General features: G+C 32.9%; 17 protein-coding genes. 5 read left to right on the plus strand and 12 right to left on the minus strand.

What is annotated here, in order from left to right:
• Positions 1–108: 108 nt before the first annotated feature.
• The 4 genes from C4S35_RS01700 to C4S35_RS01715 form a co-directional block, all read right to left on the minus strand.
• Entirely contained in the window at positions 109–804 is a 696-nt protein-coding gene (locus tag C4S35_RS01700) for an ABC transporter ATP-binding protein (RefSeq protein ID WP_103998497.1), read from the minus strand.
• Positions 805–861: 57 nt separating this feature from the next.
• Positions 862–2,331: a DUF5687 family protein gene (locus C4S35_RS01705; RefSeq protein ID WP_103998498.1), complete on the minus strand. Its 1,470-nt coding sequence runs from the start codon at positions 2,329–2,331 to the stop codon at positions 862–864.
• Positions 2,332–2,832: 501 nt separating this feature from the next.
• Entirely contained in the window at positions 2,833–3,504 is a 672-nt protein-coding gene (locus C4S35_RS01710; RefSeq protein WP_167386499.1) for a hypothetical protein, read from the minus strand.
• Between the two features lie 10 nt (positions 3,505–3,514).
• Positions 3,515–3,850, minus strand: coding sequence for a PadR family transcriptional regulator (locus tag C4S35_RS01715; RefSeq protein WP_073209413.1), 336 nt, complete (start codon positions 3,848–3,850; stop codon positions 3,515–3,517).
• 129 nt (positions 3,851–3,979) lie between these two features.
• On the opposite strand from C4S35_RS01715, the gene C4S35_RS01720 reads away from it, so the two are divergent.
• Both C4S35_RS01720 and C4S35_RS01725 read left to right on the plus strand, forming a co-directional pair.
• On the plus strand, positions 3,980–5,032 hold the full coding sequence (locus tag C4S35_RS01720) for a ferredoxin--NADP reductase (protein WP_103998500.1): 1,053 nt from the start codon (positions 3,980–3,982) through the stop codon (positions 5,030–5,032).
• Between the two features lie 1,047 nt (positions 5,033–6,079).
• Positions 6,080–7,453: an FAD-dependent oxidoreductase gene (locus C4S35_RS01725; RefSeq protein WP_425269129.1), complete on the plus strand. Its 1,374-nt coding sequence runs from the start codon at positions 6,080–6,082 to the stop codon at positions 7,451–7,453.
• A gap of 461 nt (positions 7,454–7,914) precedes the next feature.
• On the opposite strand, the gene C4S35_RS01730 is transcribed toward C4S35_RS01725, so the two are convergent.
• Together C4S35_RS01730 and C4S35_RS01735 are read right to left on the minus strand one after the other, a co-directional pair.
• Positions 7,915–8,925 (minus strand): glycosyltransferase family 9 protein, encoded by a 1,011-nt coding sequence (locus tag C4S35_RS01730; RefSeq protein ID WP_103998502.1) that lies wholly within the window; start codon positions 8,923–8,925, stop codon positions 7,915–7,917.
• A gap of 44 nt (positions 8,926–8,969) precedes the next feature.
• Entirely contained in the window at positions 8,970–9,575 is a 606-nt protein-coding gene (locus C4S35_RS01735) for a DUF4254 domain-containing protein (protein ID WP_103998777.1), read from the minus strand.
• 87 nt (positions 9,576–9,662) lie between these two features.
• Here C4S35_RS01735 and upp point away from each other — a divergent pair, with 87 nt between their 5' ends.
• Positions 9,663–10,316 carry a uracil phosphoribosyltransferase gene (upp, locus tag C4S35_RS01740; RefSeq protein ID WP_103998503.1) on the plus strand — a complete coding sequence of 218 codons (654 nt, stop codon included), beginning with the start codon at positions 9,663–9,665 and terminating at the stop codon, positions 10,314–10,316.
• Here the strand turns inward: upp and C4S35_RS01745 are convergent.
• The gene (locus tag C4S35_RS01745; protein WP_103998504.1) at positions 10,311–11,240 is read right to left on the minus strand and encodes a DUF6427 family protein; all 930 of its coding nucleotides are present in this window, start codon (positions 11,238–11,240) and stop codon (positions 10,311–10,313) included. The two genes, upp and C4S35_RS01745, sit on opposite strands and share 6 nt — an antisense overlap.
• Before the next feature lie 143 nt (positions 11,241–11,383).
• Here C4S35_RS01745 and C4S35_RS01750 point away from each other — a divergent pair, with 143 nt between their 5' ends.
• Positions 11,384–11,614 carry a DUF6341 family protein gene (locus C4S35_RS01750; RefSeq protein ID WP_103998505.1) on the plus strand — a complete coding sequence of 77 codons (231 nt, stop codon included), beginning with the start codon at positions 11,384–11,386 and terminating at the stop codon, positions 11,612–11,614.
• Between the two features lie 33 nt (positions 11,615–11,647).
• On the opposite strand, the gene purD is transcribed toward C4S35_RS01750, so the two are convergent.
• The gene (gene purD, locus C4S35_RS01755) at positions 11,648–12,922 is read right to left on the minus strand and encodes a phosphoribosylamine--glycine ligase (RefSeq protein ID WP_103998506.1); all 1,275 of its coding nucleotides are present in this window, start codon (positions 12,920–12,922) and stop codon (positions 11,648–11,650) included.
• Positions 12,923–13,055: 133 nt separating this feature from the next.
• Between purD and C4S35_RS01760 the strand changes: the two genes are divergently transcribed.
• On the plus strand, positions 13,056–14,366 hold the full coding sequence (locus C4S35_RS01760) for a phenylacetate--CoA ligase family protein (RefSeq protein ID WP_103998507.1): 1,311 nt from the start codon (positions 13,056–13,058) through the stop codon (positions 14,364–14,366).
• Here the strand turns inward: C4S35_RS01760 and C4S35_RS01765 are convergent.
• From C4S35_RS01765 to C4S35_RS01780, 4 genes are all read right to left on the minus strand, one after another.
• Positions 14,350–15,132 (minus strand): glycosyltransferase family 2 protein, encoded by a 783-nt coding sequence (locus tag C4S35_RS01765; protein WP_103998508.1) that lies wholly within the window; start codon positions 15,130–15,132, stop codon positions 14,350–14,352. The two genes, C4S35_RS01760 and C4S35_RS01765, sit on opposite strands and share 17 nt — an antisense overlap.
• A gap of 1 nt (position 15,133) precedes the next feature.
• Positions 15,134–16,627 (minus strand): undecaprenyl-phosphate glucose phosphotransferase, encoded by a 1,494-nt coding sequence (locus C4S35_RS01770; RefSeq protein WP_244175173.1) that lies wholly within the window; start codon positions 16,625–16,627, stop codon positions 15,134–15,136.
• A 257-nt stretch (positions 16,628–16,884) separates the two neighbouring features.
• Positions 16,885–17,868, minus strand: a complete 984-nt coding sequence (locus tag C4S35_RS01775; protein WP_103998509.1) for a UDP-glucuronic acid decarboxylase family protein — start codon at positions 17,866–17,868, stop codon at positions 16,885–16,887.
• A gap of 181 nt (positions 17,869–18,049) precedes the next feature.
• Complete coding sequence (locus tag C4S35_RS01780; RefSeq protein WP_103998779.1) at positions 18,050–18,778, minus strand: class I SAM-dependent methyltransferase; 729 nt, start codon at positions 18,776–18,778, stop codon at positions 18,050–18,052.
• Between the last annotated feature and the right edge of the window lie 8 nt (positions 18,779–18,786).

Here is an 18,786-nt window from a genome sequence, read left to right on the forward strand (position 1 = left end):
ATTAGGTAATTATCATTGCTGTTTTAAACAAGGACTCCTCATTACATTTTATTTGAAACAAAAGCCCGACCCGGAATTTTTCTTTTCCGGGTCACGCCCAATTTAAATTTAAACTGCAAAGAACAGTTCTAACTCTTGAAGTGTCTCTCTGGATGTTTGAATATCTTTTACAATTTCGCCTTTATTCAATGCTACAATTCTATCACAAACCTCAACAGTATGCATTAAATCATGGCTTGAAACCAACACAGTAATATCAGGATTTTCGGCAAGTTCTTTGATAATCCTTTTTAATCTGCTAACCGTTGTCGGATCTAAATTTGCAAAGGGTTCGTCTAAGATTATCACCTCCGGATTTCCAATCAGTGTGGCAATAATTCCCACTTTCTTTTGGTTTCCTTTGGATAAATCGCGTAAATATTTTTTGTTTTTAAGGATTTCTCCATTAAAAAAATCTTCGTGTTTAGTTAACAGTGCATCAATATCGGCTTTGTTTTGACCGCGTAAATCACCTATGAAATAAAAGTATTCTTCGGGTGTTAAGTAACCAATTAAAAAACTTTCATCAAGAAAAGATGCGGTGAAAGGTTTCCAATTTTCGCTGGTATTTACCTGAACATCATTATTAATAATATTTCCCGTTGAAGGTTGGATTAAATCCAATAACAAGCTGAAAAAAGTAGTTTTTCCTGCTCCGTTATTACCCACTAATCCAAAACTTTGTCCTTTTGGAATCTCAAGCGTTTCAATGTTTAGAACTGTAGTTCCGTTATATGTTTTTGAAAGTTTGTTTACTTGTATCATTTTTTTAAAGTTTAATCAGTTATTTATGATTTGGTTAATCGTTTATAAAATCGACTATTAACCCTTTTGCTTGTAAGCATCAATGGTTTTATATTTTTCGGTTTTATAAACCTTTTCAATTAAAGAAAAAACTTTATCTCTCAAAGCAAAACCTATTAGTCCGGCAACAGCTACCATAATTAATCCTAAATTGGGATTCATTATTTTAGAACCAATCCAATAAAGTCCTAAAGGCAATAACAATTTTGGGAGCGAAATCAGCATGGTATTCATATTAAATGCTTTTTTATCTCCAAAAGCTCCTTTGCTGGAATCTAAATCTATTGGCGTTTTTGTGTAAGCGCCGGCAAGAAGTACCAAATGCGAATTAACTCCAATATTATAAATCGCGCCCACAACAATAGTAAGGTACACTTGCCATCCAAAATACAAATAAAACGAAGCCAATAGAGTCGAAATAACTGTTGCTATTACAATTAGCCACCATTTTGAACTCAAATATCCTTTGTAAGGAATGTTTTGTGTCATCATTAATTGGTAATAAGAGCTGTCCCAACTGGGTACAAATTGACCGAAAGTGAATAAAAAACCTCCTGAAACAAAAATTCCTGCGAAAATGTGCATTATGGGATTATTGTAAACTTCGATTTTATTGGTAAAGAATAGAAAACCATAAAATAAAAACACCACACTCATGATAACAGTGGTTTTTGAACGTTTGTTTCTTTTGATTAATTTGATATCATTTTTTAAAAATGTTCCTAAAGTCCCAAATTGGTTTAACCAAGTCAAATCCTCGGTTTTGGCGATTTTATTTTTGGTCGAAAGACCCGCATCTAGGTATAAATTGTTTTTGAAATAATGAAATGTTACATAATACAATCCTATTAAAGCCATAACTGGAAAAAGAAACATCCATTTTGTATGAAATAATCCGTCAAAGAATAAAGTAGTATAATTCGTAATATCAAAAAACTTATAATATTGACAACCTCCTAGAACAAGCACTATTCCAACGAAAATGGCAAACAAGTTGTCTTTGTTGTTCAATAAAATATTCAAAAAATTATTGATGTAAATCAACGAAACCATTGCCAAATGCCAAAGTATTACGCTTACCAAATCATATCCTTCTATAATCAAAACAACCGAAAACGGAATAAAGAAAAAAGCATGGACAAAATTGAAAAAGGACAAGACCGTTTTCCCTAAAGAAAAATGTACAATTGTTGGTTTTTTTATGGGCAAAGTCAGTAGTGGCCTGATGTTCATCACTGGAATAGCCTGTAATAAAAGTCGAATTATCAGATCCATCAAGAAGTAATAAATCAGAAATTTATCTACAGTTACCAACGGATCAAGATGCATTTTTTTAAGAATATAAAATGCTCCAATTCCTAAGGCCAGAAAAGCAACAGAGAAATAAGCAATAAGAAAGAGCATTAAAATCTTTAATCCCAAATTAGTTGCGAAAGAGGCTGATCTTGTAAAAGCCTTCCATTCGAGATAAATAAAACGTTTAAACATAATATGGTGGTTTGGTTTTAGAGTAAGTAGAAGAAACAGGAAAAAAGTTACATTATTTCTAATTTATATTCTGGATAAGTAGCCACCAAGTAATCTTCCGCCTTAGATGGGATAATTTTGAAAATGATGAAAATCATTAGGACAAGAAGGACTAAAAATAAAAGGATATCCTATAACCAAAGCCGACCAATAAAACACTCATTACAATTTTAGGAGATTTTAAATACTCGCTTTCCATTTTACATTGGCTTCGCTTAAATTTTTTATGTAAAATTATTCTTCTTTCTTTTTCAACTTTCTTAAAATAGTTCCTGCCAAAAGTTTGTTCCGCTCTATATTTCACTTGATGAAAAGTAAGTTCAGGTTCTTTCTCCCAAATTTACTCCATAATCGAAACAAAATGATCTGTCAATTCTACTTGACGCTCAAACTATTTAATATCAAAGGATTTGACATAATGGAATATATATTCAATTTGTTCCGTTGTTAATTTCATCTCAATTATTTTAATTGGTATTGTTTTTTGATATTGGAAGCGACTTTGTTAGTTAAGTGTTTTCCTGTAATTACAAGCAAAAAACCCAAAACCCAAAAAAAACAAAAAGGAAGAAAAAACAAATGATTTTCGCGCAGGTTTTTTATAAAATTTTTTGCTAAAAATATACCCCAGTAAGAAAACCATATTGAACCAATATTGACACTGAATGCTGTTTCCAGTGCCAAGAATCTTTTGCCATTTATTTTCCTATATAGAAACCAATTAAAGATTGATACAACTGATGTGACTAACAAAATTCCAAATAAAATTTTGATGTATAATAAAATATCCTCAAAATAAAAGGATATTCTATAAACAAAAACGACCAACAAAATACTCATTACAATTTTAGGAAATTTCAAATACTCGACTACCATTTTCCATTGGCTTCGGTTAAATTCCTTGTGCAAAATTATTCTTCGTTCTTTTTCAACTTTCTTAAATCCATTTCGACCAAAACGATTTTCAGCATACTGTTTCACTTGATGAAACGTAAGTTCAGGTTCTTTCTCCCAAATTTCCTCCATACTAGTTACCATGTGATCTGTAAGCTCCACTTGCAATTCATACCATTTGATATTAAAGGATTTGATATAATTGGATACATATTCTATTTGTTCGGTGGTTAGTTTCATCTTCAAAAAATTAAAATTCTAATTTAGGATTTACTAAACTCTGCATGTTTCGGATAAAATCTTCCAATTCTGAAAGTCTATTTACCGTTTCAGTAGTTCCTTTCTCCGTCAGTTTATAATATTTTCGCATACGGTTATCCACTTTTTCTATCTCTACATCCAACAAACCTTCAGCTTCCAGTTTATGCAAGGCCGGATACAAAGCGCCTTCGGTGATATTGAGTTCACCTTGAGTAATCGCCTTTACTTTCTGAGTAATTTCATAACCGTACATCTTGCCGTTTTCCTCCAGCAATTTCATGATTATGGTATTTAAACTTCCTTTATATAATTGTGAATTTTTCATTTGCATTTGCATTTTGAATAACAAATATACATAAGATTCTTATACATAACTTAATTAGGTATTAAAATTTCAAAATTTATCACTTTTAGAAAACATATCGGTTTACTATCTTTGTAAAAAAATAATCACATGTCTTCATTCCTGAAACTCATTATAAAAGAAGTAAAACACGAAACTGCAACAGCGGTTTCAATACTTTTCAACGTTCCCGAAGAATTAAAACCCAACTATGCATTTATTGCAGGTCAATACGTAAATTTAAGATTAACACTTGACGGAAAAGAAATTCGTCGTGCCTATTCTATATGTTCATCTCCAGAAAGCGGGGAATTACGAATTGCCGTTAAAGCGGTAAAAAATGGTGCTTTTTCTCAATTTGCCAATACAAAACTAAAAGCAGGCGACGTTCTGGAAGTAGGAAAACCAGAAGGGAAATTCACTTTTGATCCTCAAGCGGACCGACAAAAAAACTATGTTGCTTTTGTAGCCGGAAGCGGGATTACACCTGTTTTATCCATTCTAAAATCGGTTTTGAAAAATGAACCTAAAAGCTCTTTTGTACTTGTTTACGGAAATAAATCTCCCGAAGAAACTATCTTTTACCAAGAATTACACGATTTGCAATTACAATATGTAGGTCGCTTTTTTGTGCATTATGTTTTTAGTCAAGCCAAAGCAGAAAATACTTTATTTGGCCGAATAGAAAAATCAGCGGTGAATTTTGTCTTAAACAACAAACACAAGGAACTGGAATTTGATAAGTTCTATTTGTGCGGTCCAGAAGAAATGATTAATCTGGTAAGTAACGTTTTAAAAGAAAAAAACGTAAAAGAATCGGCAATAAAATTTGAGCTGTTCACTACTTCTTCGCATGAAAATGTGATAAAAGAAAATCTGGAAGGACATTCAAAAATCACTGTTATGGTGGATGATGAAGAAACGACTTTCGAAATGTCACAAAAACAAACTATCCTTGAAGCAGCTTTAAAACAAGGTCTTGATGCTCCCTATTCTTGTCAAGGCGGAATATGCAGCAGCTGTCTGGCACGTGTTACCTCAGGAACTGTCGAAATGACTAAAAACTCCATTCTTACCGATAAAGAAATTGCCGACGGATTGATACTTACCTGTCAGGCACATCCAACTTCTGCCGCAGTTTATGTAGATTACGATGACGTTTAGAAAAATAGTCCAATTGATATCGAAAACTTCTCTGAAAAGGGAGGTTTTTTTATTTTAGCGAGGTTTTGATTTTTAATACATTAGCAGAATAATAGGACAATCGTAATCTATAAGATTATGGATAGGTTTGTGTGATCCAGTCATGTTTAAACGTCTAATTTTGGATAGCTTTGTATGACTCCATTATATATATAAAAACAAGTAGCCACAAGTTGAAAAATCGAACCCGAAAATCAATTACGAAATACCAAACGAAAGAATAAAAATTTGCAAAGATTGTTTTGATAAACAGTATTATGATTTTCATTCACAAGCTGAATTTGAAAAGTTTGAGGAAATTTTAGATTTAAAATGTAAGTCTGAAAAAATTAAATTATTGGAATCAAAAAACGAAATTGAAAGTGGATTAATAGATTTCAGAATGTATTATCAATGCAATACTTGCAAAGAAAAGTTTGTAATGTCAATACCAGATAATGCATGGAGAGGATATTTTTTGACAGAGTAGAATGCTATTGAATATCATGAAAAAATAAAAGTATCAGACAAAAAGAAAAAAAATGCTGTTTAGTCGTTATTTTTAATAATTATATTTACAATTTACTCAATAATAAAATAAAGCTTGTGGCTAACAGCAGCCTCAAAAAATTGGGGTTTAAGTCGTGAATCTAAATATTGTTGCGTACTTTCGAAATCTGGGATTATCCGTAAAGTTTATAAGTGTTTTACCCTAACTTATTGAAGAGCCGCGGGACGTTAAAAATTAATAAAAGATATATTGTACTAGTCATTACTTATCTGTTAAACGATAAACTGTGACTGAAAACTGAAAAATATTCTCACTTCAAATTATATAATAGTAATGAAAGTAATACTCGTTGCTTTACAAGTACCATCATCAATTGAATCGGCTAAGTTTTTTCTTATGGAGGGTAGTCAAAATCAAGTAAAATAAATTAGGAAGTGAAAAAGGTTAAAAATGCAGCCGTAAGCTGGACTATTTGTCCCGAATGTCAGGGACGCGGCAAAAAAAGTCGGGGGCTCAGCATGAAAGCGCGACGCCAATATAAGATAGCATTCGATCAATTTGAAAAAACGAAAGGCGAAGGAACGGCACCAGTTCATCCTAAAGGTCACCTATACACCTGCTTGAATTGTAACGGATCCGGATTACTTCCTTCTGCCAGTCATCCAATACCAGATAAAGAAAACTACCCACACGTTGCTATTATTGGTGGCGGTATAGGCGGAGTGGCTCTAGCTGTGGGTTGTTTACACCGCGGAATTCCTTTTACACTTTATGAGCGTGATAGCAACTTCGATGCCCGATCTCAGGGCTATGGACTCACTTTGCAGCAAGCCAGTAAAGCAATCGAAGGATTGGGTATTTTTTCGTTAGAAGAAGGGGTCATTTCAACAAGACATGTGGTTCATACCAAAGACGGAAAAGTGATTGGTGAATGGGGTGTCAGAAAATGGACGCAAACTGATGAAAAAACGTATCCAAAACGTACAAATGTGCATGTCGCACGGCAGTCTTTACGCTTAGCGCTAATTGAGCAACTCGGCGGACATGATGCGGTACAATGGGGGCATCAGTTAGTAGATTTTGCGGCATCTGAGAGTGAAGGTGTTGATCTGACTTTTGAAGTAAACGGGAAGATTCAGCATTCCAACGCGGATCTTGTGGTTGGAGCCGATGGTATTCGTAGTTCGGTTAGGAGGTTACTGATTGGTGATGATAATACCCCTTTACGTTACCTAGGTTGCATTGTGATATTGGGCATTTGTCCTTTGAGCGCTCTCGAAGGGCTTTATAGTTCTTTGTTGGACTCGGCAACCGTATTTCAAACCGCCAATGGCAATGAGCGAATCTACATAATGCCTTATACATCAGACTCGGTGATGTGGCAACTTAGTTTCCCAATGCCAGAAAAAGAGGCTAAGGCTTTAAGTGCTGAAGGACCTCAAGCACTCAAGGAAGAAGCATGTCGTAGAACGCAGTGGCACGATCCCATTCCTGCCATTTTAGCGGCGACTCTGGAAGCTCAGATTTCTGGATATCCCGTGTATGACCGCGAATTACTGCAATCAGAATTGTTGGAGAAAGGGGGAAAAGTGACTCTGATTGGAGATGCGGCGCACCCAATGAGTCCATTCAAAGGACAGGGGGCAAATCAAGCGTTGCTAGATGCACTCCTTTTAGCTCGGGGAATCTCAAAAGGATGTAACTCTTTATCTCAATGGAGAAAAGCTGGAATAAGAAAAAGTGTATTAACTGACTTTGAATCCGAAATGTTAGAACGCTCGGCTTCTAAAGTGAAAGATTCAGCAGAGGCAGCGCAATTCCTACATTCTGAAATTGTGCTTCATGAGGGTGATGAGCCGAGGGGACGCTGTCTAAAGAAAAAAGACGCATAAACATAACTTAAATAGGTGGTTTCAACTTGCCCCTACTTATCTTCTAAACGATAAGCTGCGACTCAATAGTAGAAACCACTTTCTCTGGTGAAATCCTTTGCATTGCCTAATCATGCACTGATAGCGCATTCTGTGCCCACAAACGAGAGCAGTAAACAAAAGCTACAACTGAAAAAAGTTTTGTTTCCGTAATGCTATTTTGTGAAACCAACTTTAAAACACGATTCTAAATTAAATTGTAAAGAATTATAAAAAAGCATCCCACAAAAAGATATTTTTTGTCTTTTGTTTTCTTCTTTATCCTCGCCATAGATGTAACAATCCTTTGTTTTTTATTCTATCAACGACTTTCCCCCCATTAAATCATAGGTTTTTTTGTTATTAAAATTTTAAAAATATTCTTATGAAAAAACCACAAAACTAGGAGAAATTAAAATTCTATATTAAGTATAAATCTTATTTTATTGTTTGCTGGCATTTAAAACTTTTATTATAGAGTCAACCGTAATCGTACGCATGGCATCTTCATATCCTTCTACTTTTTTATTTCCATACACCGAAGTAGGTAATTTTGGAAATAATTTTCTGTCGGAAACCAAAGCATTTTCTACTGGTTGATTGAAAGGTGAAAATCCTGCAAACGGATGTGTCGCTCCCCAAAGCGTAATGACTTTGACGCCTAACATCGCTGCAATATGAGCATTCCCGGAATCCATGGAAAGCATCACATCCAAATTATTGATGAGTTGCAGTTCTTGCTGAAATTTGAGTTGCCCCGCCATATTAATGACGTTTTCTTTATTGGCTGAAAGCGAATCCAAGATTTCAATTTCCTTTCTTCCACCGCCAAAAAGTAGTATTTTGTAATTCGTATTTTCAGCTAATTGATTGATAACTTCCTGCATTAAATCCAGCGGATATACTTTAGAATTATATTGTGCAAAAGGAGCAATTCCAATTAATTTTTTGTCGTTTTCTCCTAGAATAATTGAAATTTCTTTATCTAAAACTGCTTTTTTGGGAAATACTATATGAGACAAATCAACTGTGAAACCAAGTTCACTAAACACGTTGGTGTGTCTCTCGAACATGGTGGGTAGTTGATTGAAAACTTTATTTTCGGCTTGTGTCAAAGCCTTTTTTTCCGCTCTTCCTTTATTTACCGACGCTACTTTTTTCCCGCTTAAAGCAAAAAGACTTCTGACGATTTTAGAACGTAAAACGTTATGCAAATCGGCGAAAGCGTCAATATGCAATCCTTTTAAATCTTGGAACAAACGCAACAATCCTACCACCCCTTTATGCCTTTCCTTTTCATCGAAAGCAAAAAAAGAAATACTAGGAATTCCATCAAAAAAAGGTCTAAAAAAAGGTCTGGAAATTACGGTGATTTTAACCTCCGGATGTTGAACTGTAAAAGCCCGTAAAACAGGAACCGTCATGGCGACATCTCCCATTGCGGAAAGTCTCATGACGGCTATATGCTGGATTTTTTTGGACAATTTAAAATGCAGAATTATTTCTTGCTTTGGTACAAAACAGGATTCAATTCGTCATCATTGTACATTTTCATTTGTTTGTACACTTTCATGAATTTATCACCGTTTTCGATATCTTGTAACAAATCATCGATTGCAGTTGACAAATCTGATCTTTGTTCCAATAAAACATTCAATTTTTCCTGACATTTATCTCTATGCTCTTGGGAAGCCTCGGCACGATTGGCTTCTTCATTCATGTGGTAAATCTTCAAAGCTAAAATTGATAATCGGTCGAATGCCCAAGCAGGACTTTCAGAATTGATTTTAGCGTTTTCTTTTACAGCTATATGACTGTATTTTTGAAGAAAATAACTGTCTATATATTCCACCATATCGGTACGAACTTGATTGGAGGCATCTATTTTGCGTTTTAATGTCAATGCTTCAACCGGGTCAATATTTGGATCTCTAATAATATCCTCATAATGCCATTGCACGGTATCTACCCAATTTTTAGAATATAATAAATGTTCGAATTTATCCTTAGGAAAAGGGTTGTTTATTGGTTGTTCAACAGTATCAAACTGGTGATAATCTTTAATACTTTGCTCGAAAACGGAGTAACCTAACTTTGAAAACATATCTTTATATTTTATAACGCAAAGATACTTTTTTATACTTTTATAGATTAAAAAAACTTTTAGAAGTTTAATTCCAAAATTCAAATCATGCAAATTCATATTTTATCAGAAAACAATAGCGTCCTGAATCATTTTTTAGGACAAATCAGAAACATCAATGTTCATAATGACAGCATGCGTTTTAGAAGAAACATTGAGCGTATTGGTGAAATAATGGCCTATGAATTGAGTAAGGAATTACATTATTCCGATATCGAAATCCAAACTCCTCTTGGCATTAAAAAAACGACTCAAATTAAGGATCAATTAGTTTTATGTTCCATTTTGCGAGCGGGAATACCCTTGCATATGGGCTTCTTAAATTATTTTGACAGTGCCGAAAATGGTTTCGTCTCCGCCTGCAGACACCATCCAAACAACGATGCTTATTTCGATATTAAAGTTGAATATCAAGCAATCGCTGATATCAATGATAAAAATTTATTGTTGATAGATCCTATGCTTGCCACTGGACAATCTATCGTTGCTGTTTTCAACAGATTAATGGAAAGAGGCACACCAAGAGAAATTCACATTGCTGTAACTATTGCTGCACCAGAGGGAATTGCTTACCTGGAAAAACACTTGCCGCCTAATTGTCATCTATGGATAGCCGCACTAGACGAGAAACTGGATGAGAAAAGCTACATCGTACCAGGTCTGGGAGATGCGGGAGATTTAGCGTTTGGAAAAAAATTATAATTGGGAGAAAAAAGCAAAAAGACTGCATGCTATAAGTACAAACAACACCATTTCCTGTTTCAATTTCAGTTGCGCAACTTCTATGTGACTTGTAGCCATTATTGCCATAGGGGCAAAAGTGAATAGTAGTAAATCATTGCTTTTATTTGGCGAAACAACAAAGATTAACACTGCAATAAAAAAGGAAACAATTATTTTTTTGAAGGAGGTATGCAAAAGCAATGGCCTGTGTGATAGTGTTGCAAACATAGATATTACAAAAAATAACGCTACAGTTGCATAAATAGATAAAGCACCATTTTGATAATTATTAGTGAAATAATTAATCTCAAAATTAGCTGTTGCATTTTTATTTATAAATTCTATGATACTAACATTGAAAATCATTGCTAAAAGAATTGAAATAATTCCAATGATAAAAAAGGCTATGAAAGGCAACACCCAATTTTTAAACTCCCTTGCAACATGAAAAAGGATAGAAATAAATACCAATATGATAAAGAGAATACTCCAAAAATGAAATAAACTAGCTACAAAAATCCACAATGAAGCATCAAATATTTTTTCATTGGAAGCTTTGAGAGATTGTAAAGAGATTAATCGTCTTAATGCCAATAAAATAAAGAAATTCGATACAACCAAATTAATATTATCCAGTACAGACGGAAAAAAAAGTAGAAATAAAAAATAGAAAAAGATGGTGTAAGTGCTGTCTTTACTCAATCCGTTTTTTTTAGCAACGAAATTTGTAATTAAGACCGACGCTAATAAAACACTTAAAATTGCTGCTTTTTTTAAAATTAAAATACCTGAATTCATCCAAGAAATATCCTGAAATTGGTACATTAAAAAGAAAACCAGCATTAATATAACAACCAGAGAAAAATTTAATGGTGTAGATTTCTTAAAAACACTTGTTATCATAAGGATATTTTATACTTTTGTGATTGTAAATATAATACTTGTTTAAAAGGAACGGTTGTAAGTTCAAAATATTCTTTATAAATGAAGAAGTTCTGACTGGCAGATAATCTTTAAAACAATTAATAAAATTAATTTTATACATTATGAAAGCATTTTTCGAAGGAATACAATACTTATTTGTAAATATTTTATTTGCTCCCCTAGACTTTTTACGCTCTTTAGAGTTAAAATCCTGGTTTGTAGCTAACACAATCAACTGGATTTTCATGATTATTTGTGCATCTGCAATGGTGTATTGGATTATACAATTGAAACTTCACCAAGATAATGGTGAAGAAAATCAAGATACAACAGCTCACTCTTTCTTAAAATAATAATTTTAAAAAAAAGTGAACGGCAATTGGAACCTATTTTAAATCGTTTCCGATATCTTTTCTAAAATACATCTTATCAAAATTTAGCTTGTCTATGTTTTGGTAAGATTTTTTTATGGCCTCTTCAAAATCATTCCCATACGAAGTCACGGTTAAAACCCTTCCTCCATTCGAAACTACATTTCCGTTGTCCAATTTTGTTCCCGCATGAAAAACAATCGAATCCGTAATATTTTCTAATCCTGAAATCACTTTTCCTTTTTCAAAATCCTCCGGATATCCGCCAGAAACTACCATAATTGTAGTAGCACTTCTTTCGTCAACCTCCAGCGTAATTTCATCTAGTTTTTCATTGGCTACAGCCAAAAACAATTCAACTAAATCCGTTTTCAATCTTGGGATAACTACTTCTGTTTCCGGATCACCCATTCTCACGTTGTATTCAATTACGATTGGTTCATTATTCACATTTATCAATCCAATAAACACAAATCCTTTATACGGAATTCCGTCTTTCTGGAAACCATCAATGGTTGGTTTTACGATGCGCGTTTCGATCTTTTCCATCAAAACAGCGTCAACATAAGGAACTGGAGAAACCGCTCCCATTCCGCCTGTATTTAATCCTGTGTCGCCTTCGCCAATACGTTTGTAATCTTTGGCAGTTGGCAAAATTTTATAACTTTTTCCATCAGTAAGAACAAAACAACTTAATTCTATACCATCCAGAAATTCTTCGATAACTACTTTTGAACTGGCAGCACCAAATTTTTTATGCACCAACATGTTTCGTAATTCTTCTTTGGCTTCCGCCAAATCGTGAATAATCAAAACACCTTTTCCAGCTGCCAATCCATCCGCTTTTAAAACATAAGGCGGTTGTAATGTTTCCAGGAATTCACATCCTTTTTCAACTGTTACGGCAGTAAAACTGTCGTAAGCCGCAGTCGGAATATTATGTTTAATCAAAAATTCTTTGGCAAATTCTTTACTTCCTTCTAATTGAGCACCAATTTTCGACGGTCCAATAACAGGAATATGTTTTAATTCGGTATCATTTAAAAAGAAATCATAAATTCCTTTTACTAATGGATCTTCAGGTCCCACAACAACCATTTCTACTTTTTCCTGAATAACAAAAGCTTTTATAGCGTTAAAATCAGTTGGACTGATGTCGATATTGTTAGCTATTGAAGCTGTCCCGGCATTTCCCGGAGCTACAAAAAGTGTATCACAAAGCGGACTTTGAATCATTTTCCATGCAAATGCATGTTCTCTTCCGCCTGAACCTAGTAGTAAAATTGTCATGGTGTAGTTTTCTTTAGTTGTATTGCAAAAATAATTGCTTTTGAACGTAAAAAATAATTAATTTTCAAAAAGTTACCGGTTGTTGGCCATTACTTGCTGGTAAACATTATTTTTGATGAAATATACCCTTAAAATGATTCCTATTTTTGACTTAACGCTCCAAATAAATGGTTTTCCAATGAAGGAAGCTAAAGCCGAACTGCGAAAGATTGTCGCTTTTTCAGAAAAAGAACACAACCATTTTGTCGAAAATAAAAAACAAGAAATTGTTGATTTTCATTTGCAAAATAATCCTTTTTATAAAGAATTAGTCGGATCAAAAAATTATAAAAACTGGAATGATTTACCGGTTTTAAATAAACAAAATTTACAAAAACCATTACTGGAAAGACTTTCAAAAGGATATTCTACTAAAAATAGTTACGTCAATAAAACCTCCGGCTCCAGCGGTGATCCGTTTGTATTTGCCAAGGATAAATACTGTCATGCCTTGACTTGGGCTTCTAATATCTATCGTTTTGATTGGTACGGAATTAATTTTAATAGTTCTTATCAAGCCCGTTTCTATGGGATTCCAATGGATTTTATTGGCAATAAAAAAGAACGTTTTAAGGATTTATTGAGTAATCGCTTTCGTTTTTCTATTTTTGATTTATCGGATGATGTGTTGGAAGGTTTTTTACAAAATTTTCGAACCAAAAAATTCGATTATATAAACGGATATACGAGTTCAATTGTTATGTTTGCCAAATTTTTACAGAATAAAAATATCATATTATCCGCAATTTGCCCCAGTTTGAAGGTCTGCATGGTGACTTCCGAAATGCTTTTTGAGGACGATAAAATCCTGTTAGAGAAACAATTTGGAATTCCAATTGTTAACGAATACGGTGCTTCGGAATTGGATTTGATAGCTTTCCAAAACCCAAATGGCGAATGGCAGGTAAATTCCGAAACTTTGTTTGTCGAGATTTTGGATGACGATAATCAAGTTGTCCCAAATGGTACTTTTGGGCGGATTGTCATTACTTCCTTATTCAATAAAGCGCATCCATTTATTCGCTACGACATTGGTGATATTGGGATTTTGGATGAAAAAAGCACCTTGCAAAAACCCATTCTCAAGAAATTAATTGGTAGAACAAATGATGTTGCTATTTTACCAAGCGGAAAAAAATCTCCTGGATTGACCTTTTATTATGTGACCAAAAGCATCATTGAGGACGATGGAAACGTAAAGGAATTCATTATTAAACAAACAAAAATAGATTCTTTTGAAATTGAGTATGTATGTGAAACCGAATTAAATTTGGCACAAATTAAAAAAATTAAAAAGGCTATTGAATTATATCTGGAACCTGGTTTGAATTTTAAGTTTACCAGAAAAGAAACTTTAGAAAGAAGCAATCGCGGAAAATTAAAACAGTTTAAATCGATGCTTTAGTGTTTTTTATATAGCGTGGTTTAATTAGCAATTGAGTAAATAAAAAACCCGTCATGCAAAGTAAAGAAAATACTAAATTAAACCCGTGAAATCTTCTATAAACGGCAAAATTGTGCTTTAACAAATTAAGTTTAGAAGCTGATATGGAGTTTTCTCTAATTCTGTAAAAAGCTAAACTTTCAGGAATAGGCTGCACACTTTTTATCTTTTTTAGGATTGTAAGCCATAACATCCAGTCTTGACGTTTCCTGATCGAAGAAATAGTTATTTTCCCAAAATAATTTACATCATAAATACCCGTAAGATTCCCAACGTAATTGCAAAAAAACAATTGTCTGTAAGAAAGATTTCTGGGAGCCTCCACTCTTTTATTCAATTCCTTTCCTTGTTCATTAATGCAATCGTAAAAAGAAAAAGTAAAAGGCAAATTATTATTTTTAAGAAAATTAATTTGAATTTCCAATTTCTTTGGTTTCCACAAATCGTCTGCGTCTAAAAAAGAAATATACCGTCCCTTACATTTGGTTAACGCAGTATTTCGTGCTATTCCGGTACCTGAATTTTTTTCGGATTGAAAAAGTTTAATTCTATTATCCTGAAGTGCAATTTTTGTAACAATTGAAATCGTTGCATCGGAAGAATAATCATCCACAATAATCATTTCCCAATTTTTGTAGGTTTGATTCTGGACAGATTGAATCGTTTCAGTAATGAATTTTTCAGAATTAAAAGACGGTGTTATAATTGAAACTAGCGGTATTTCCATTTTAATATGCTTTTTCTTCGCCTCTTAAAACATTGACAACCGTTTGTGAAATTATTTTCAAATCTAAGATAAGCGACCAGTTTTCGATGTAAAAAATATCAAATTTAATTCGGTTAATCATGTCTTTTTCAGTTTCTATTTCACCTCGACACCCGCTAACTTGAGCTAAACCTGTAATGCCTGGTTTTACACAGTGTCGAACCATATATTTTTTTATTTTTTTTCCATATGATTTATTTTGAGACCAAAGATGCGGACGAGGACCAACAACTGACATATCGCCAAGTAAAACGTTCAAAAATTGTGGCATTTCATCTATACTAGTTTTTCTCATGAATTTTCCAATTCTAGTCACGCGTGGATCATTTTTTGAGGCCTCATTTTCCGTTGTCCTATTGATTCTCATGGAGCGAAATTTGTAACAAAAAAATTCATTTTCATCAATTCCTGGTCTTCCTTGTTTGAAAAAAATGGGTCCTTTTGATTCTAATTTTATTAAAACTGCTAATATCGGCATTAGCCAAGACAAAATAAACATCATCACAAATAATGAAAAAACAACATCAAAAGATCTTTTGAGGACTTTAATCACAGGCTCATGTAAAATCGTTTTCTTTAAGGACAGCACTGGGAAAAAATCGTAATAATCAATTTTTAAGTTTTTTGAAAAAATTTCTTTAGTATCAGGTATGAACTTAATTGTCTTATTATTTTCATCTGCAAAATCTATTAAATCTTTCAAATACGAATTGGAAATTTCATTCAATGAACAATAAATTTCATCAATACTATTTTGAAGTACAAAAGGTTTCAAATCAGCTAACTTTCCTCTTATATTTTGATTTGATTTCTTGTCTGAAAAATATCCAAAAAAACGATAGCCATAATCATTTCTTCTTTCAAAAAGATCTTTCAACCGAATTGCTTCAGGAGTATATCCAATAATTACCGCACTTCTATAATTACTTCCTGTTACTATTCTGTATTCCTTTAAACAATAAAACAGTAAAAATTTAGATAAAGAAATCAACATTACACTAGAAATCATAAAAAAAGCAATAGCAGAACCACTGAAAACAACTTGTTTTTCGAATGGAAAATAGGCAATAACGATTAATAGAAACAGAACAGACTGTTTAACTATTTTTGAAATAATTTCTATTGGGGTACTAAAGCGATACACTTCATAAAACTGTATAAAAATAGCTGCGCTGATCCATCCAATCGTTTGATAAACAAGATATAGTTCCGTGTTTAAATTAAGCCCTCTAAAGAAAGATACACTCATAACAGAAATAACTAATAGATCTATTGTAACACTTATTGGCCTAATGTATTTTGAATATCTTGCTGTTTGAGATGCAGTCATAATGAGCGCGTATAACCTATTGGGTTTTTTTTCTTTTATTTTTGTAAAATTTCTATTATCAATGTTTTGAAATTGCCACAGGTAATAGTCATTATTTACAATCGGTTCACTTTGACTTTCCAACATAAAATTTAATTTGTTTTGCAGGCGAACAGAACCACCAAAAATTACAATATGTAAATATGTTGCTATTTTTCTATTTTATGAAAGATACAACGTATAGTAAAACTATACAATCCCTTATAAACTTCAAATTAATTTCTAATGCACTAAATTATATCCTCTTTATCAAACAAATCTATAAAAAAAACTATTTATAGGTGCTGATCCTGCTATATAACCACAAAAGATACAAAGTACAATTTGTCTCAAAATAAATTTCTCTACTTTATATAACCCGAAAAATCCTTATGCTCTTCTTTAGAAAGTTCTTCTTTTGACAATGATTTAAAATAGTCATAGGTGATTTTCATTCCCTCAGCGCGATCTACCTTTGCCTCCCAACCTAGCAATTTTCTAGCTTTTGTAATATCCGGTTGTCTTTGCAATGGATCATTTATTGGTAAAGGAAAATAAACCACTCTTTGATTCGTCCCTGTCAGTTTTATAATTTCTTCAGCAAAATCTTTAATGGTAATTTCATCCGGATTACCAATATTTACGGGAAGAACATAATCAGAATGCAATAATCTAAAAATTCCTTCGACCTGATCATCAACATAACAAAAAGAACGCGTTTGCATTCCATCGCCAAAAATAGTCAAGTCTTCGCCGCGAAGCGCCTGACCTATAAATGCAGGAATAACTCTACCGTCATTGAGTCTCATTCTTGGACCGTATGTATTAAAAATTCGAACAATTCTAGTTTCTACTCCGTGAAAAGTATGGTAAGCCATTGTTATTGATTCCTGAAAACGTTTGGCTTCATCGTAAACACCTCTTGGCCCAATCGTGTTTACATTTCCATAATATTCTTCTGTTTGAGGATGAACTAATGGATCTCCGTAAACTTCAGAAGTAGATGCAATAAGAATTCTAGCTTTTTTTACTCGTGCCAAACCTAAAAGATTATGTGTCCCCAGTGAACCTACTTTCAAGGTTTGAATAGGAATTTTCAAATAATCAATTGGACTTGCCGGTGAAGCAAAATGCAATATATAATCCAATTGACCCGGAACGTGAACAAATTTGGTAATATCATGATGATAAAATTCAAAATTCTCCAGTTTGAACAAATGTTCTATGTTTTTTAAATCTCCAGTGATAAGATTATCCATTCCAATGACAAAATAACCTTCTTTTATAAAACGGTCACAAAGATGCGATCCTAAAAATCCTGCTGCTCCGGTGATAAGTATTCTTTTCATATAAACTTTTATTGTACGAAATAATTTATTAAAAAAGTAAACGGATTACTTCAAATAACATTGGACTCTTTTTCGTTAAAAAGAGATTGCTGTCAAAAATAACCTTATCCTTAGGATTGTGAAAGAAATATAAGTAAAAATTTTTTTATAATCGATTATCTTTAATCAGAAAGGATTAAAATTATTCTATTTTTTCTAAAACAAATACATTATTGAAATAGGCTGTTTTATCAACTGGCAATAATAGGCTAAACAGAACTCCAAAAAAGTTGAAAAAGATGATGAAAGGAATAAGAAATACCTGTCTTACATTTTTATTATCAGGGAGAATATTCTTTATGTAATTTAAATTAAATTGAAAAATCACTTCAATATAATTTCCTGTTTTAAAATTCTCCATCACCTTAAAACCATTTTTTTGATACAAATGTTTTAAAGCCGGCGTTGTATATCTTGCAAAATCAGAGGGCATTTCATGCTCTTCCCACATAAAAGGAGTTGTAATCAGTGCTGTTCCATTTTTCTTCAAAACTCTATTAAATTCCTTTAATAATTCGTCAATATTAAAAACATGTTCTAAAACCTCAGTGCATAAAAGAGAATCAAATTGTTCATTTTCAAATGGAATTTTTTTGCCATCATAAAACTCATCGACTTCATTATAATTTTGTTCTCTTCCTTCAATCTTATAATCTACGCCAATGTATTCCTTTACGTTTACAAATAGTTTTTTATAGGGTTTCGTTCCACAACCAAAATCCAACAAAGAACCATCAAGTTTATGCGCATTTTTTTTTATGGCATTTCGAATCGATTTCCTGATCAAAAAATTATAATTGATGAAAAACCCGATAATTCCGGGATGGAATTTTTCTTTCTTAATCTTTTGTTTGATAAACTCTTTATACATTAAAATTC

Origin of the sequence: Flavobacterium urumqiense (assembly GCF_900108015.1) — a bacterium.
GTDB classification, from domain to species: Bacteria; Bacteroidota; Bacteroidia; order Flavobacteriales; family Flavobacteriaceae; genus Flavobacterium; species Flavobacterium urumqiense.

Coding starts and splice junctions, on each gene's coding strand:
- purD (WP_103998506.1), bottom strand. CDS start 12,922: ATGACAATTTTACTACTAGGTTCAGGCGGAAGAGAACATGCATTTGCA.
- C4S35_RS01725 (WP_425269129.1), top strand. CDS start 6,080: ATGAAAGCGCGACGCCAATATAAGATAGCATTCGATCAATTTGAAAAA.
- C4S35_RS01775 (WP_103998509.1), bottom strand. CDS start 17,868: ATGAAAAGAATACTTATCACCGGAGCAGCAGGATTTTTAGGATCGCAT.
- C4S35_RS01730 (WP_103998502.1), bottom strand. CDS start 8,925: ATGAGACTTTCCGCAATGGGAGATGTCGCCATGACGGTTCCTGTTTTA.
- C4S35_RS01760 (WP_103998507.1), top strand. CDS start 13,056: ATGATTCCTATTTTTGACTTAACGCTCCAAATAAATGGTTTTCCAATG.
- upp (WP_103998503.1), top strand. CDS start 9,663: ATGCAAATTCATATTTTATCAGAAAACAATAGCGTCCTGAATCATTTT.
- C4S35_RS01705 (WP_103998498.1), bottom strand. CDS start 2,331: ATGTTTAAACGTTTTATTTATCTCGAATGGAAGGCTTTTACAAGATCA.
- C4S35_RS01750 (WP_103998505.1), top strand. CDS start 11,384: ATGAAAGCATTTTTCGAAGGAATACAATACTTATTTGTAAATATTTTA.
- C4S35_RS01700 (WP_103998497.1), bottom strand. CDS start 804: ATGATACAAGTAAACAAACTTTCAAAAACATATAACGGAACTACAGTT.
- C4S35_RS01710 (WP_167386499.1), bottom strand. CDS start 3,504: ATGAAACTAACCACCGAACAAATAGAATATGTATCCAATTATATCAAA.
- C4S35_RS01720 (WP_103998500.1), top strand. CDS start 3,980: ATGTCTTCATTCCTGAAACTCATTATAAAAGAAGTAAAACACGAAACT.
- C4S35_RS01715 (WP_073209413.1), bottom strand. CDS start 3,850: ATGAAAAATTCACAATTATATAAAGGAAGTTTAAATACCATAATCATG.
- C4S35_RS01765 (WP_103998508.1), bottom strand. CDS start 15,132: ATGGAAATACCGCTAGTTTCAATTATAACACCGTCTTTTAATTCTGAA.
- C4S35_RS01780 (WP_103998779.1), bottom strand. CDS start 18,778: ATGTATAAAGAGTTTATCAAACAAAAGATTAAGAAAGAAAAATTCCAT.
- C4S35_RS01770 (WP_244175173.1), bottom strand. CDS start 16,627: ATGTTGGAAAGTCAAAGTGAACCGATTGTAAATAATGACTATTACCTG.
- C4S35_RS01735 (WP_103998777.1), bottom strand. CDS start 9,575: ATGTTTTCAAAGTTAGGTTACTCCGTTTTCGAGCAAAGTATTAAAGAT.
- C4S35_RS01745 (WP_103998504.1), bottom strand. CDS start 11,240: ATGATAACAAGTGTTTTTAAGAAATCTACACCATTAAATTTTTCTCTG.